The sequence below is a fragment of the Achromobacter sp. Marseille-Q4954 genome, from assembly GCF_943737025.1.
GTDB classification, from domain to species: domain Bacteria; phylum Pseudomonadota; class Gammaproteobacteria; order Burkholderiales; family Burkholderiaceae_B; genus Achromobacter; species Achromobacter bronchisepticus_A.
This window is the reverse complement of sequence record NZ_CALSFQ010000004.1, coordinates 406,149-422,532: the sequence shown is the minus strand read 5'-3', so window position 1 is coordinate 422,532 and position 16,384 is coordinate 406,149. Positions and strand designations below refer to the sequence as shown.

Annotated in this window: 3 protein-coding genes; 2 read left to right on the top strand and 1 reads right to left on the bottom strand. The window is 68.3% G+C overall.

All coding sequences use genetic code 11. The features are described 5' to 3' along the window. Positions 1-4: 4 nt before the first annotated feature. Positions 5-517: a winged helix DNA-binding protein gene (locus NGK62_RS30230; protein ID WP_251881795.1), complete on the bottom strand. Its 513-nt coding sequence runs from the start codon at positions 515-517 to the stop codon at positions 5-7. 446 nt (positions 518-963) lie between these two features. On the opposite strand from NGK62_RS30230, the gene NGK62_RS30225 reads away from it, so the two are divergent. Continuing rightward, a complete protein-coding gene (locus tag NGK62_RS30225) occupies positions 964-2,670 on the top strand; it encodes a ShlB/FhaC/HecB family hemolysin secretion/activation protein (protein WP_251881794.1) in 1,707 nt (568 codons plus the stop codon). A gap of 55 nt (positions 2,671-2,725) precedes the next feature. Beyond that, the gene (locus tag NGK62_RS30220; RefSeq protein WP_251881793.1) at positions 2,726-16,369 is read left to right on the top strand and encodes a hemagglutinin repeat-containing protein; all 13,644 of its coding nucleotides are present in this window, start codon (positions 2,726-2,728) and stop codon (positions 16,367-16,369) included. Positions 16,370-16,384 lie beyond the last annotated feature (15 nt).

Sequence of the window (16,384 nt, the reverse complement as noted above, 5' to 3'; positions counted from 1 at the left end):
ATTCTCACAGGGAGGTGGCGGCGCGGGCGGCCTGGTCGTACAGGCCCGAGAGGGCGCGCAGGGTGTTGGCCAGCTGATGGCTGGCGTCGTCCGCCGTGGGGGAGTCGATGAAGGGTTTGACGAGGCATTGCTCGCGCACTTCAGCGTAGCGCTGGATGGCGGCCGCGCCAGCGTCGGTCGCCGTGTAGATCACTTCCTTGCCCGTCTTGGCGCTTTGCACCACGCCCAGGCGCTCCAGCTTCTTCAACGAGTAATTCACCAGGTGGGTGTCTTCGACGTTGAGCGTGAAGCAGATGTCCGCCAATTTCTTGCCCCGGCCGCGGTGGAACACGTGGTTGAGCACCAGGATGTCCAGCGAGGTCAGCTCGGGCAGTCCGGCGCAGGCCATGCAGCGCACCATCCAGCGGTTGAACGCGTGCGAGGCGATGATCAGGCCGAATTCGACTTCGGAAAGCTCGGGGGCTGAAGAGGCCAGATGGGAGGAGGAAACAATGGCGTCCCGGACGGATACAGACATGGGCTGGCAGGGGGAAGGGGACGGATCGGCGATAAAACGTTGGCGAATTATTGACGATTTGTTGATATGTCCGTATCGGGGATAACCCGTGTGCAAGCGGCCGGTCCTAGGTTTTGCCGCCAGATCTCGGACTTCTCCTATTTGCCCGCGACGCGTGTCCGCGTAAAAAAACACTGCCGGCTCGCGGGCTTCGAGCTGCTTGCGATTTGTTTCACATCAAATCGCTCCTGCTGCGATCGTGATAGTTCCGGGCTGCGGAACTATGGCATTAACGCATCAATTTGCGCTTCTTTATGCTCTAAGTTCCACCAATTCCGTTAATTTATGAGCTTATACATTCAGATATTTATTGTTATTAATTGTGCTTTAAGGCAAACTCGGAAAACATTTGGTTTCACAAAGCGATAACAAGGAGCGCCGCGCACGTCCGCAGGCGCCATACCGGCATGAATCACTATTGGCGCCTGCGCATGGCCGCGGGCATGTTGGCGGCTGGCTTTTTCCCGGCTGGATCCGGCGCGCAATCTCTGCCCGAGGCAGCAGTGCGCGCCACCGAAATCGAACGTCGCCAAGAGCAGGAACTTGGGGCGCAGCGCGCCCGAGCGGCCGAACGGCCGGACGTGCTGTCGCCCGCCGCGCCGGTAGCCGGCGGCCTGGTCCTGCCGGTCGAAACGCCTTGCTTTGCCCTGAAGGAAGTGGTTTGGGACGGAGCGCAGCCTGCCGAATCGCTGGCGCGGGCAGCCGACGCCGTCATTGGCCATTGCGTGGGCGGCCTGGGGTTGCGGGCCTTGCAGGAACATCTGATCGGCCTGCTGATCGATCGCGGACTCGTCACCGCGCGAGTGGTCGTGCCGGAACAATCCCTGGCCGCGGGCACGCTGACGCTGCGCTACCTGCCGGGCCGCATATCCGCCGTCAAGGGCGAGGGCGCCATCGGCTGGTGGCGCACGGCCTTGCCCACGGGGCCGGGCGGTGAGGTGAACCAGCGCGACCTGGACCAGGCGCTGGAAAACATCCGCAGGCTGGGCAGCCAGGCCGACGCGTCCATCGACGTCGCGCCCGGGCCGGAGCTGGGCGATTCCGACATCCTCATCCGTCCCGGCACCGGCAAGCGCTGGCATGGGTACATCGGCGGCGACAACGCCGGCATGGACGCCATCGGCAAGTACCAGGTCAACGCCGGCCTGACCCTGGACTCGCCCCTGTTCCTGTACGACCAGCTGTCGGTGTCGTGGAACAGCAATGCGCGCTGGCGCGACGCCGAGTCGAACACGCGCGCCGCCTCCCTGAACTACAGCATTCCTTTCGGCTACTGGACCTTCTTCGCCGGCGCCAGCAAATCCACCTACCGGCAGACCGTGGCCGGCTTCGATGAACCCATCATCTACGGCGGCACCACCAAGCAGGTGCAGGCAGGCGTCTCGGTGGTGCCGTATCGCAGCGCCGCCTACAAGGGCACGGCATCGCTGACCCTGCTGCGCAAGCGCACCACCAGCACGCTCAACGACGTGGACATCGAGGTGCAGCGGCGCGACGTCACCGGTTACGAGTTCAACCTGGGGCATCGCCACTATCTGGGCCGCGCCGCGCTGGACGTCGGCGGGGGCGTGCGCGGCACGCTGACCGGGCTGTCCGACCGGCCGGGCTACGTCTATGGCGATCCGGATTGGAACGGGCGCAGCACCATAGTGTCGGCCAATGCGGGCCTGTATCTGCCGTTCGAATTGGCGGAGCAGCCTTGGGCTTACCAGCTGAATTGGCAGATCCAGCACGCCAAGACCCCCATCGTGCCGTCCGACTACTTCACCATCGGCAACCGCTATGCGGTGCGGGGTTTCGACGGCCAGATGACGCTGGCCGCCGAGGACGGCTGGACCTTGCGCAACGACTTGTCGCTGGGCCTGGACAAGCTGCTGCGCGTGCCTGGCCACCAGTTGTACACGGGCCTGGACGTGGGCCGGGTGGGCGGCCCGTCGGCGGCGTCGCTGTCCGGCCGCACATTGGTCGGCGCCGTGGCCGGGCTGCGCGGACGGCTCGCCATGCCCTATGTCAACGCCAGCTATGACCTGTCTGCCGGCTGGCCGCTGAAAAAGCCCGAGTCCCTGAAAACCGCCTCGACCGTGTTCGCGGCGGTGCTGATGTTCGAGTTCTGATCCGGCGGCCTTGCGCCGCGAAACCGCAGTCCATCCTTAGTCCCACCGGATACGCATGATGTCCAAGCTTCGCTCCCTCATAGTCTGGTCCGTCGTCTTCACCCAGGTCTGGTCGCCAGTATTGGCGCAGACCTTGCCGATCTCGGTGGACAAGAGCGTGGCGGGAGCGAAGCCCTCCGTCGGCGTCAGCAACGGCGTGCCGGTCATCAACATCGCGCCGCCGTCGGCGGGCGGCGTGTCCAACAACCGCTACACGCAATTCAACGTCGGCCCGTCCGGCGCGGTGCTCAACAACAGCGGCGGCGCCAGCCAGACCCAACTGGCGGGGCAGGTCGGCGGCAACCCCATGCTGGGCAATCAGCGCGCCAGCACCATTCTCAACCAGGTCACCGCGCCCAACCCGTCGCAACTGCTGGGCACGATGGAGGTGGCCGGCAACCGCGCCAACGTGATCGTCGCCAACCCGGCGGGCATCACCTGCAACGGCTGCGGTTTTTTGAACGCGGACCGCGCCACCTTGACCACGGGCAAGCCCCAGGTCGGACCGGACGGCAGCATCGGCTTCGATATTGCCTCGGGCAAGATCCGCGTCGAAGGCGCCGGCTTGAACGGCTCCAACCTCAGCCAGGTGGACCTGCTGGCGCGCACGCTGGAGATCAACGCGGACGTATGGGCCGACAAGCTCAACGTGACCGCAGGCGCGGCGCGCGTCGACTACGCCACGGGAGCCGTGTCCGCCCAGGCGGGCGAAGGCGCGGCGCCCGAGGTGGCGCTGGATACCGCGGCGCTGGGCGGCATGTATGCCAACAGCGTGCGCCTGATCGGCACCGAGGCTGGCGTGGGCGTGAACATCGGCGGCAACCTGGTGGCGCTGACCGGCGACCTGCAGGTTACGGCCGCGGGCGACGTCCGCATTGCGCCGCGCGGCACCGCGCAGGCAGCGGGCAATCTGCGTGTGGACAGCGGCCGCGATCTGGCCGTCCAAGGCGCGGCACAGGCCGGCGGCAGTGCGGCGCTTGTGGCTGCGCGCGACGTTTCCGTGCAGGGCGCGGCCGGCGCCGGTGGCGCCTTGACGCTCGATGCTGGCGGCGACGTGGCTGTCGGCGCGCAGGGCAGCCTGCGCACGCAAGGCGCCCTGCGCGTGGCGGCGGGCAAGGATATCTCCTTGTCGGGAGACCTGCTGACTTCGGACCAGGACGTGCGTGCGCAAGCCGGACGCAACCTGAAGGTGGCGGGCCGGACGGTCGCACCGCAGCCGGGGCAAGGCGGGAGCACGGGTGGCGGGACCGGCGCCGGTGCGGGAACCGGCAATGGTTCGGGTTCCGGCTCCGGGTCGGGGACTGGATCTGGATCTGGATCGGCCACCGGCGGCGAACCCGGCAAGACTCCCGACCCGGCCGCGCCGGGCGAACCGAGCGGCGGTGTTTCCACGGCGGGCGGCGTGGTTTCCGCGAAGGAAGGCGTCACGTTGCAGGCGGGACGCGACATGCTGTTGTCGCGCCAGGTGTATGCGTCCGGCGTGTTGCAGGCGCAGGCGGGCGCGGACGCGGTGTCGGAGGCCGGCGCACAGTTGCAGTCCGCGGGCGGCATGACGATACGCGCGGGTTCAGGCGTTACGCTGGCCGGCGCGGCCCTGACCGATGGCGCGATGTTGGTCGAATCCACGCGCGACCTGCGCCTGGACGGCAGCGCGCTGGCTTATGGCGGCGCGCTGGACCTGAAGAGCGGCGGCGATCTGCGCATGGGCGCGGCCAGCAAGGCGCAGGGCAAGCGTGTTGGAATCGATGCGGCGCGCGATCTGCGGGCCGATGGCGAACTGGTGTCGGAGACGGCCGCTGAACTGAAGGCCGGACGCGAGGCCGCGGTGGACGCCCGCGTGCTGGCGCGCGGCGATCTGGCCCTGAGCGCGCAAGGCGCCACGGCTGTCACCGGACAGGTGGAAGCGCTGGGTCGCGCGCGGCTGCAGTCCGGAGCAGGCATTTCGCTTGCGGGTAGCCTGAGCGGTAATCAGGGCGTGGACATGCGCGCGGCGGGTCCGCTCGCCATCAGCGGTGCGGTGGGCGCGGCAGCGGGTGAACTGACGCTGGCTTCCGGCGGCGACCTGTCGGTCAGCGGCAGCGCGCAGGCAGGCGGCCCGGTCAGGTTGAGCACGCAGGGCGCGCTGAACGTGGCGGGTACGGTCTCCTCGCTGGCCGGATTGACGGCCCAGGCCGCGCGCGATGCCGCGGTCGACGGCAAACTGCTGGCCGGCGGTCCGCTGCTGCTGGAAGCGATAGGCCAGGTGGCGGCGGGCGCGGACTCGCGTCTGCAATCGGACGGCGCCATGCAGCTGCGCGCCGGCCAAAACATGCTTCTGGCCGGCGTGGCGGAAACCAATGCCGGCCTGACGCTGGGCGCGGGCCGCGACCTGCGCGTGGACGGCGCGGCGCTGGCTTATGGCGGCGTCTTGTCGATGGATGCGGGCCAGGATCTGCGTATGACCAATGCCAGCCGCACGCAGGGCGAGGGCGTGTCGGCGCGCGCGGGCGGTGACCTGCAGGCGGACGGCGCGATGGCCGCGCGCGGCGATATCGCGTTGACCGCGGGGCGCGATGCGCAGCTCGGCGGCAAGACGGTCGCCACCAACGACGTGACGCTGAAGGGCGGACGCAATCTGGCCATTGCGCAGGGCGCGCAGCTGGAAGCGGAACGCTCCGCGCAGATCCAGGCGGGGCAGGACGCCACGCTGGCCGGCGCTGTGCGCACCAATCAGGGCATACGCGTCGACGCCGCCGGCAAGCTGCGGCTGGACGGAGAAACTTCGTCTGTCGCGGGCGCCATCGATTTGCTCGCAGGCGGCGACCTGTCCGTGGGCGCGCAGGGCAAGGCATACGCGGGCGGGGCGCTCAGCGGCGCAAGCGGCGGCGCGTTGCGCGTGGATGGCGAACTGGCCGGCCAGGGCGCGTTGACCTTCGTATCGGTGGGCGGCGCAACGGTGGACGGCAAGCTGCTGTCGGGCGACGCCTTGTCGTTGCGGGCAGGCAAGGACCTGCGCACGGGACAGACGGCGCAGCTGCAATCGTCCAAGAACATGACGCTGAGCGCGGGCCAGGACGCCAGCCTCGCGGGCGCTGCCCTGAGCGATGGCGGCATCGCGATCGACGCCACACGCGAGCTGCGCGTGGACGGCAGCGCGCTGGCCTACGGCGGCGGCTTGTCCATGAACGCCGGCAGCGATCTGCTGCTGGGCGCGGTCAGCAAGACGCAGGGCAAGGGCGTCACGGCCCAAGCCGGGCGCGACCTCATCACCGCCGGTGAAATGGTGGCGGCGGGATCAGCCGGCCTCACGGCGGGCCGCGACGCGGTGTTCGGCGCCAAGCTCGGCGCCGACGGCGACCTGACGCTGCGCGCGCAGGAATCGGCGAAGGTCACGGGCGAACTGCAAACGACGGGCGCCGCCAGCCTGCAAGCCGGCGGCGACGTGGCGCTGTCGGGCAGCCTGCTCAGCAACCAAGGCACGGAACTACGGGCGGGAGGCACGCTGGACCTCAGCGGCACGGCCGGCGCGGCTTCGGGCGCATTGACCCTGGCCTCGGACGGCGACATGACGGTGGGCGGCAGCGCCCAATCCGGCGGCCCCTTGTCCATGGTCGCGAAGGGCGCGCTGAACGTGGCGGGCACAGTGTCCTCGCTAGCCGGCTTAACGGCGCAAGCGGGAACCGATGCAACGGTCACAGGCAAGCTGCTGGCCGGCGGCCCGCTGCTGCTGGAGGCGATAGGACAGTTGCAGGCCGGCGCGGATGCGCGTCTGCAATCCGAAGACGCAGTGGCCCTGCGCGCGGGGCAGGACCTGGTCCTGGCCGGCGAGGCGGAAGCCAACAAGGGCGTGACGCTGGATGCCGGGCGCGACCTGCAGGTGGATGGCGCGGCGCTGGCCTACGGCGGCCAATTGGCCATGAACGCGGGCAAGGACCTGCGCTTGGGCGACGCCAGCCGCACGCAGGGCGTGGGCGTGGAGGCGCGCGCCATGGGCGATCTGCTGGCGGGCGGCGCCATGGCCGCGCGTGGCGACATTCTCCTGAGCGCGGGACGCGACGCGCGCATTGACAGCAAGGCCGCTGCCACCGGCAACACCTCGCTGATTGCCGCGCGTGACCTTGTCATGGGCAAGACGGCGCAATGGGACGTCGAAGGCGCGTCGCGCGCCCAGGCCGGCCAGGACATGACGCTGGCCGGCGCCTGGCGCGGCAACGGCGACATGAACATCGACGCCGCGGGCAAGCTGTCCGTGGACGGCACGCTTGCCGCCAGCGCCGGCGGCCTGAGCTTGAACGCCGGCGGCGACCTGTCGATGGGCGAAATGGCGCGGGTCGCGGCCAAGGGCGCGGTCAACGTCACGACGCTGGGCGATCTCCGCGCGGCGGGCGCGCTCAGTTCGCTGGACGCCCTGACGCTACAGGCCGCGCGCAACGCGGCCGTGGCGGGGCAGGTCTACGCGGCGCGCGGCCTGGACCTGAAGGCAGGCCAGACGCTGACGGCGGCAGGCGGCTCGCACCTGCAATCCGACGCCTCGATGACGCTTGCGGCCGGGCAGGATCTGCACCTCGCCGGCACGGCGCTGGCCGAAGGCGGCATGTCGCTGGACGCATCGCGCGACCTGCGCGTGGACGGCAATGCACTCGCCTATGGCGGAGCGCTGCAGCTCAAGAGCGGCAATGACCTGCTGCTGGGCGCGGGCAGCCAGCTGCAAGGCAAGGGCGTGCAGGCTGACGCCGGGCGCGACCTGGCGCTGGGCGGCGTTCTGGTGTCCACCGCCGGCGCGGAACTCCAGGCGGTGCGCGATGCGCGCGTGGACGGCAAGCTGGGCGCCGACGGCGCGCTGGATCTTGGCGCCGGGGGCAATCTGCGCATCGGCGCGGCGGCGCAACTGGACGCCGCGGACCAGGCGCGCATTGCGGCTGCGGGCAACCTGGAGATGGCCGGCGTCGTGCGCGGCGACAAGGGCGCAAGCCTGGATGCCGGAGGTCGCCTGGATATGTCCGGCACGGCGGCATCCGCCAACGGCGCCCTGGACCTGAAAGCGGGTGAAGACCTGGCTCTGGCGGCCGGCAGCCGCGCGCTGTCTGGCGGCGCGCTGCAGGCGAGCGCGGGCGGTTCGCTGACGGCGGCTGGCACGATTTCCTCGCTGGCCGATCTGATCCTGGACGCGGTCGCCAACATCAGCCTCGACGGCCAGAACCTGGCCGCCGGCAACCTGACCCTTCAGGCGGGCGGCGCTTTGGCCACCGGCGCGAACGCGCGCCTGCAGGCCGATGGCTCGGTCGATGTGCAGGCCGACAGCGCCACCTTGGCGGGCACGCTGGTGGCCGGGCAAGCCGCGACGCTGCGGATCGACAAGGATCTGGCGATAGACGGCACGGTCCTGGCCGACGCGGGCGCGCTCACGGTGGAGAGCGGCGGCGCCATGACACTGGGCGGCGCCAGCGCGCTGCAAGCGGGCGGACTGCTGCAAGCGCAGACGGGCGGCAAGCTGCTGGCCAACGGCACGATTTCGGGCGAGCAGGACATTACGCTGAAGGCGGGCACGGACGCCGAACTGAACGGCAAGACCGTCGCCAACGGCACGCTTCGCGCAGATGCGGTCGGAAACCTGAGCATCGGCCAGGCCGGCCTGGCCCAGGGCAGCAACAAGCTGCTGCTGGGCGCGGGCCAGGACTTGCGCATCGCAGGCACGGCGGGCACCGCCACGGGCGCCGGCGCCGCGGGCGGCAGCTTGCAGGCGCAGGCGGGCCGCGACCTGTTCATCACGGGCACGGTGACCGCCGGTTCGCCCATCGTCCTGGGCGCGCAGCGCGACATCCGCATCGATGGCATCGCCACGGCGCTGGAAGGCGGCCTGACGGCCGACGCGGGCGGAAACCTGCTCGTCGGCGCGGGCGGTAGGATGCAGGCCTTCGACGGGCTGAACGCCCGCGCAGGCGGCAACCTGGGATCAGACGGCGTCATTGCCGCGGGCGGCGGCCTGACGCTCGCCGCAAGTGGAGACGTCCTGTTGGGCGGCCTTGCTGCCGCCCTGGGCGAACGCGCGGCGGGCAATGCCTCGATCACGGCGGGACGCGATCTCATCGTCAAACAGAACGGCCAACTGCAAGCCGCAGGCACGCTGACTGCCCGCGCGGATCGCGACCTGTACGCAACGGGCGCGCTGAGTTCGGTGGGCGACATGCTGCTGGCCGCCGCGCGCGACGCGCGAGTGGACGGCACTGCCGCCACCGATGCCGCTCTGACGCTGACGGGCCGCGACGTGACCGTCGGCGCGGCCGGGCTGGCGCAGGCCGGCCGCACGTTGACCGCCACCGCGCAAGGCGTGCTGCAGGCGGCGGGGCGCATGCTGGCCGGCGGCTCGCAAACCTTGACCGCGGGCGACAAGATCACGGTCGACGGCACGGTGGCCGCCTTGCAAGGCAACTTGTCGCTTACCACGCAGCGCGGCGATATCGCGCTGGGCGCGGCGTCGCGCCTGCAGGCAGGGGGCGCGCTGACCGCGCAGGCGGGGGGCGCGCTTACCGCGCTCGGCTCGGCCGCCGCGGAACAAGGCATGACCTTGCGGGCCGGCACGGACGCGACGCTGGGCGGCATCGCCGCCACGCAGGCAGGCGACCTGGTCGCTAGCGCCGGCGGCAAACTCACCGTCACGGCGGACGGCCGCTTGCAGTCCGGCGCGGCGCTGGACCTTAGCGCGGGCGGCGCGCTGCTCAACGCGGGCATCGCGTCCGCGGGTACGAATGCCAAGCTGTGGGCGGGATCCACGCTGGACAACACCGGCTCGGTGCTGGCTGGCGGCGATCTCATCGCCACCGCCTTGGGCCAACTTTCCAATGCTGGCCGCTTCGTGGCGGGCGTGGGCGCCGACGGCGCGCTCAGCCAGCCGGGCAGCATCAGATTGACCGGGGGTTCCATCGTTCATGGCGGCACCAGCCTCGCCGGCCGCGATCTGAGCCTGTCGGCAGGCAGTTTGAACCTGGCGGGCGGCAAGCTGTCCGCCATCGGCAAGGTCGCGCTGGCCACGCCGGGTGATATCGACAGCCGCAACGCGGTCGTGCAGGGCGGCGCCCTGGATATCGCCGCCGCCAATCTTCACAACCAGGGCGGCAAACTGACGTCCACGGGCGATGCCGCGATCAAGCTGAGCGGCGCGTTGAACAACACCGGCGGGGTGGTCGCCGCCGCCGGCGATGCGCGCATCGAAGCCGCAAGCATCGTCAACCGCGACGGCACGCTGGCAGCTCGCGACCTGACCGTCACGGCCACGGGCGCGGTGGACAACCGCGGCGGCCTGATCCAGGCCGACAATGTGCTGACGCTGAACGCCGCCAGCCTGGACAACAGCGGCACGCTGACCGCGGCCGGCACACCGCCCAAGGGCGTGCTGGGCAAGGTCGTCTCCATCATGGCCGACCGCGTCAACAACCAGGGCGGCTCCATCGAGGCGATCGAGGACCTGACCCTTACCACCAAGGAACTGGACAACACGGGCGGCACAGTCGCTTCCCAAGGCAACGCGCGCATTGTCGCGGACATGCTCAAGAACACCCAAGGCACGCTGCAGGCGGGCAAGAGCCTGACCGTCATCGCGCAGGCGCTGCAAGGGCTGGGCGTGCTGCAATCCGCGGGCGACCTGTCGTTCACGTATGCGGGCCCGCTGAACCAGGAGGGCGACATCTCCAGCGGCCGCGACCTCAACCTGTCGGTCGGCGGCGCGATGGACAACCGCGCCAAGATCAGCGCCGGCCGCGACCTGAGCATCTCGGCGGACTCGCTGAACAACCAGGCCTCCGGCCAATTGCTGGCCGGCGGCCAGAACCGCATCACGGTGACGCAGGGCCTGACCAACGCCGGCCTCATCGACGGAGGTTCCACCCGCATCACCGCGGGCCGCGTCGACAACACCGGCCGCATTTACGGCGATGCCGTGTCGATCCAGGCAGGCGCCCTGGTCAACGGCGCGGGCGCGGGCGGCGGCGCCGTCATCGCATCGCGCGCGAACATGGACCTGGGCGTGGGATCGCTCATCAACCGCGACCACGCGCTGATCTACTCGGGCGCCGACCTGCGCATCGGCGGCGCGCTGGATGCCGCCGGCCGCGCCATCGGCCAGGCCGGTTCGCTGCTGAACGCCTCCGCCACCATTGAAGCGGCAGGCAATGCCGACATCTCGGCCGCGTCCATCCGCAATCAGAACGACCGCTACACCAGCGAAACGGTGCAGGTGTCCAGCACGTCCAAGGTGTACTTCACCCCGGCCGGCACCACCGACATGTACGACGCCGAGACCAATTGGCTGTGCGACGAAGTGACGCCGATGTGCAGCAAGGATCCGGCCTGGCTGGACGACGATCCCGAACGCATGTTCCTGCTGCCGTCCACCAAGTATCCGGCGTCGCGGTATGGGCCGCCGTTTGATTACGCGCCTAGCAAGAAGGGCAGGGGTGGCGAGACGTCGCCTATCACGCCGACCTATACCCCGCGTGACGTCGGCTGCAGCGGCGGCGACGCGGCCGATCTTTGCTGGGACACGCCGGAGAAGTTCCTCTACGGTTCCGGAGAGCGTATCTGGGCTGTCTTCGGTGTCACGCCACCGTCCGGCCCGATGCCGGTCTGGGTGCCGCCGCTCTACGACAACTGCGCGATCATCGATGGCTGCGCCGCCGAGAACGCGCGCCGCAAGGCCTACGAAGACGCCTACGCCGCGTACAAGGCGCCGCACATGGAGTTGGAAGCGCGCATCCGCGAGTTCAACGCCGACTTCAACAACCGCCTGGTGGGCACCTTCACCTACTACCGGGTGCAAGAGACGGTCACCGAAACCCGCACCCTGTCCTCCGACCCCGGCAAGATCCTGTCGGGCGGGGCGATGACGCTCACCGGCGCCGTCACCAACGACAAGAGCCAGATCGCCGCAGGCGGCACGCTCTCGGTAAACGGTCCCGCCATTAACAACATCGGCGCGGGCGGCGAGCGCACCATCACGCGCACAGGGACCATGACCGTCACCCAGGCGCGTTCGCGTGATCGCAAGGAATATTCAAGCGCTTACAACGCAACCCTGGCCGGCCAGCCCATCGAACTGCCGGTCGGCACGTCCGGCGGCAATGTCGCCGTCCAACTCAACGGCTCCAAGCCCGGCGCCAGCAATGGCGGCGCCGCGCCAGGACCGGTGCTGGTCGCCAGCGTCGGCCTGCCTGGCGGCACGGTGGTGCGCACCGTCTCCAATCCTGCCGGTATTCCGGACAGCCAGCTCTACACCGTCAACGGCAGGCCGGATGCGCCTTACGTCGTCGCCACCGATCCGCGTTTCGTCGGCCAGCGTCCAACCGTCTCCAGCGACTACCTGCTGGACCTGCTGAGCCAGCCGGGCGCGCTGCCTGGCACCACCATCGGCAACGGCGCCGGCTCGGGCGGCGGCCTGGCAGGCCAACGCAACGACCAGCCCGGCGCGGCCGGCACGGTCAATGCGGGCGTCGGCGCGGGTTCGGTCTCGAACGCGGGCCAGGCCGGCGCCACGGTCGGCTCCAGCGGCGGCCTGAACGGCCAGCGCCTGGACGCGCAAGGCGCATCCGGCCCCGCCGGCGCCGCGCTCGGCACGGGCGGTTCGCTCTCCGCCAGTGGCGCCACCGCCGCGGCCGACGGCCAGAACCTGTCCGGCGCGCGCCTGGGCAGCTGGGATTCCCTGGTACCCGCAGGCGCCAAGTTCCTGACGCCCTCGGGCCAGCCCAAGCGCCTGGGAGACGGCTTCTATGAACAGAAGCTCGTGTCCGACCAGATCCTGGCCACCACCGGCCAACGCTTCCTCGACAAGTACAGCGACAACGACGGCCAGTACAAGGCCCTGCTCGCAGCCGGCGCGCAATTCGCTCGCGACAACGGCATCCAGCTCGGCGTCGCGCTGACCGAGGCGCAACAGCGCCAGCTCACCACCGACCTGGTCTGGCTGGTCGAACAGACCGTCACGCTGCCCGACGGCACCACCGAGACCGTGCTGGTCCCGCAGGTCTACCTGCTGGTGCGCGAAGGCGACCTGAAGGGCGACGGCACCCTCATGGCCGGCCGCAACGTCAAACTGGAGGCCGAAGGCGACATCGTCAACAGCGGCACCATCGGCGCGCGCGAAGCCACCGTCATGACCGCCGGCAACATCGTCAACCAGGGCGGCGGGCTGATCCAGGGTTCCACCGTCGACCTCGCCGCACGCGAGGACCTGACCAACCTGGTATCGCTGATCAAAGGCGACAACGTCGCCCTGAAGGCGGGGAACGACATCGCCCTGACGTCCACCGCGGCGTCCGAGAACTTCGGCAGCACCTGGGGCACGCACGTCAGCGGCGTGGCCCGTGTCGATGCCGGCAGCCTCAACATGCAGGCCGGCCGCGATATCACCCTGACCGCGGCGCAAGTCTCGGTCAAGGACGACGCGCGCCTGCAGGCTGGGCGCGACATCGCGCTGGAGACGCTTACGGAGAGTCATGGCGAATCGCTGGTCTTGAAGAAGAACAACCGCCACGACCTGAGCACCAGTTCGGAAGTCGGCTCGACCATCGCTGCGGGAGGCAACCTCACGCTGGTCGCGGGGCAGGACGTCAATGCGCGCGCGGCCGAAGTCACCGCCGGCAAGCAGCTGGCGGTGGGCGCCGGACGCGACATCAACCTGGTCGCCGGCGTGGAAACCGGCTCGGCCTACGACGAGGTCCGCTACAAGACCAAGAGCTTCCTGTCGTCCAAGACCACGCACACCATCACCTCCAGCGACTGGGAACAGGCCAAGGGGTCGACCTTTACCGGCGATACGGCGGTGTTGATGGCTGGGCGGGATTTGAATGTGGTGGGGTCGAATGTCGGCGCGCAGAAGGACCTGGTCATGTCCGCTGAACGCGACGTGAACATCCTGCCTGGCCAGAACGCCGAGGACAGCTACAACTACAAGATGGTCAAGAAGTCCGGCTTCGGCGCGATGGGCGGCATCAGCTACGGCAGCAGCAAGCAGACCGACTGGATCGACGGCAAGAAAGTCTTCAACACCGCCAGCACGGTGGGCAGCGTCGAAGGCGATGTGCTGATCAAGGCCGGTGAAGCGCTGAACATCACGGGCAGCAACCTCCTGGCGCGCCAGGGCGACATGACGCTGATCGGCAAGGAGGTCAACATCGCCGCGGCGCTCGATACCGCGCGCGAGAAGGAGTTTCATGAGATCAAGCAGACCGGGTTGACGCTCACTGCCAGCAACCCCTTGGTCAGTGCCGTGCAGACCGGCGCGCGCATGGCCGATGCGGCAGGCAAGACGGACAACACCGTCATGAAGGGTCTCGCCGGGGTAACCACCGGCATCGCGGGCGTCAACGCCTACGACGCCGTCCGCAAGTCCGCCCTGGCCGCCCAAGCGGCGGAGTTGGCCGAGCCTGGTTCAAGCAACAAGATCGACCAGGTAGGCGGTGTCAGCATCAAGCTCAGTCTGGGCACTAGCAAGAGCACCAGCACCACCGACCGCAGCTCGTCCAACGCCTACGGTTCGACCGTCACTGCCGGCAAGGACCTGACCATCGTTGCGCAAGGCGCGGGCAAGGACTCGGACATCACTGTCACAGGCTCGAATGTGTCGGCGGGCAACAACGTGGTGCTCAAGGCCGAAGGCGACGTAGTGCTGCAGGCCGCGCGCAACGCCTTCGAACAGAAGACCGAAAGCAAGAGCAGCAGCGGCAGCATCGGCATCGGCTTCTCGACCGGCGGCGAGCGCAACGGCTTCACGTTGGAACTGGGCGCCTCGGTTGGCCGGGGTACGGCCAACGGCAAGGACGAAAGCTGGACCAACAGCCATGTCACGGCAGGCAACGTGTTGGCGATCCAGTCGGGTGGGGACACCACGCTCAAGGGTGCGACAGGGGAGGCGGATCGCATCATCGCGTCCGTGGGCGGCAACCTGCTGCTGGAAAGCCTGCAGGACAGCAGTAAGTACGACTCCAAGAACAAGAGCGCCGGCTTCGGGCTGAGCTTGTGCATACCGCCGTTCTGCGCCGGGGCCAGCAGTTTCTCGGCCAACGCCAGCACCGGCAAGATGAACAGCAACTTCAAGTCCGTCATGGAGCAGACGGGCTTGCGGGCAGGCGATGGCGGCTTCCAGATCGATGTCAAGAACAACACCACATTGATCGGCAGCGTCATCGCCAGCAGCGACCAGGCCGTGGCGGACGGGCTGAACAAGCTCGACACCGGCACACTGATCACGGAGAGCATCAAGAACAGCGCCAAGTACAGCGGCGGCCAGGTCTCGATAGGCGGGGGCTTCGGCTTCGGCGGATCCAAGGGAGCGGATCCCGGGTTGGGGACCACCAAGGACGGCCAGGTGGCAGGCGGCGCCAGCAAGGACCATGCCACGTCCATCGCCACGGGCAGCAGCGGCTTCGGCATGGGCACGCCCATCGTCGTGGGCGCCAAGGGCAGCGGCGACTCGACCACGCAAAGCGCCATCAGTGGCGGCACGGTCGTGATTCGTGACGTGGCTGCGCAGCAGGATCTGAGCGGGATGACCGCGGCGGAAACGATCGCGGCGTTGAACCGGGATACCTCGGATACGTTGAATGCGCTGAAGCCGATTTTTGACAAGGAGAAGATCGAGGCGGGGTTTGAGATTGCGTCGGAAGCGCAGCGGCAAGTGGGGCAGTTTTTGACGAATCGGGCGAAGGAAGCGAAGGCGCTCAAAGACGCCATCGATAGCACCCCGGAGGGCTCGCGTAGAGACCGATTGGTCGAGCAATATAAAGAAGCTCAGAAATGGGGGCCGGGCGGCATGTATCGGCAAGCGCTGACGGCCCTCACCTTGGCGGCTGGTGGAAACGTGACTGGCGGCGCGGGCGAGTTCGTGCAAGCGGCGGCAGTGAACTATCTGCAAAGTCTGGGTGCGGCCAAGATCAAGGAGATTTCCCCGATGCTGGGAGGGGAAGGCTCTCCGGGGCAGATTGCATTGCATGCGCTCTTGGGTTGCGCAGGTGCGGCAGCGAAAAGCAGCGGATGCGGCGGTGGCGCTGCCGGGGCATCGGCAGGAATTGCTATTAGCAAGCTGATGGATGAGGCCTTCGGGACGGCGGCCGACAAGTTGGATCCGGCCGAGCGCGAAGCACGGATCAACCTGGTGACCAGTCTGCTGGCTGGATTGACGGCCACGTTGGACCCGCAAGCAGTGGCTGCGGTGAATGAGGCTGCGCGGTTGGAGTTGGAGAACAACCAGTTTGGATTGCCTATTCCTGCCATTCAAGGCACTGGAGGTCTTATTGGCGCCACAAATAGACGTGGCCTGCCTGGAAATGATTCGACTTCTCAAGGTCAAATAGACCGATTGTTGGGGCGTAGCCCAGAATCGAAAACTCTCGAGGAGAGAATTGGTCAAGAGCTGCAACAGCGCTGGAACGATCTATTCGCGCCGATAATGAGTGAGGACGGAGCGGGGCAGAGACCATCCAAAACTCCGAACAAAGGTGAACCAGGTGAATGGGTTAAAAATCCAGGAAGTGGTCAGGAGCGGCTCTATGGAGACGATGGAAGACCCAGCGTTGACATAGATGCTGACCATGATCATGGTCAAGGAAATCCCCATGCGCACAATTGGGATAGGGATGACAAAGGAAGTCCAGTAAGGGGGCCGGGAAATCCGGTTTCAAAGTGGCCAAGGTAATGCAGTGTGAGACGT

What these genes read in the sequence shown, in the direction of transcription:
- NGK62_RS30225 (WP_251881794.1), top strand. Translation starts at nt 964, where the DNA reads ATGAATCACTATTGGCGCCTGCGCATGGCCGCGGGCATGTTGGCGGCT.
- NGK62_RS30230 (WP_251881795.1), bottom strand. Translation starts at nt 517, where the DNA reads ATGTCTGTATCCGTCCGGGACGCCATTGTTTCCTCCTCCCATCTGGCC.
- NGK62_RS30220 (WP_251881793.1), top strand. Translation starts at nt 2,726, where the DNA reads ATGATGTCCAAGCTTCGCTCCCTCATAGTCTGGTCCGTCGTCTTCACC.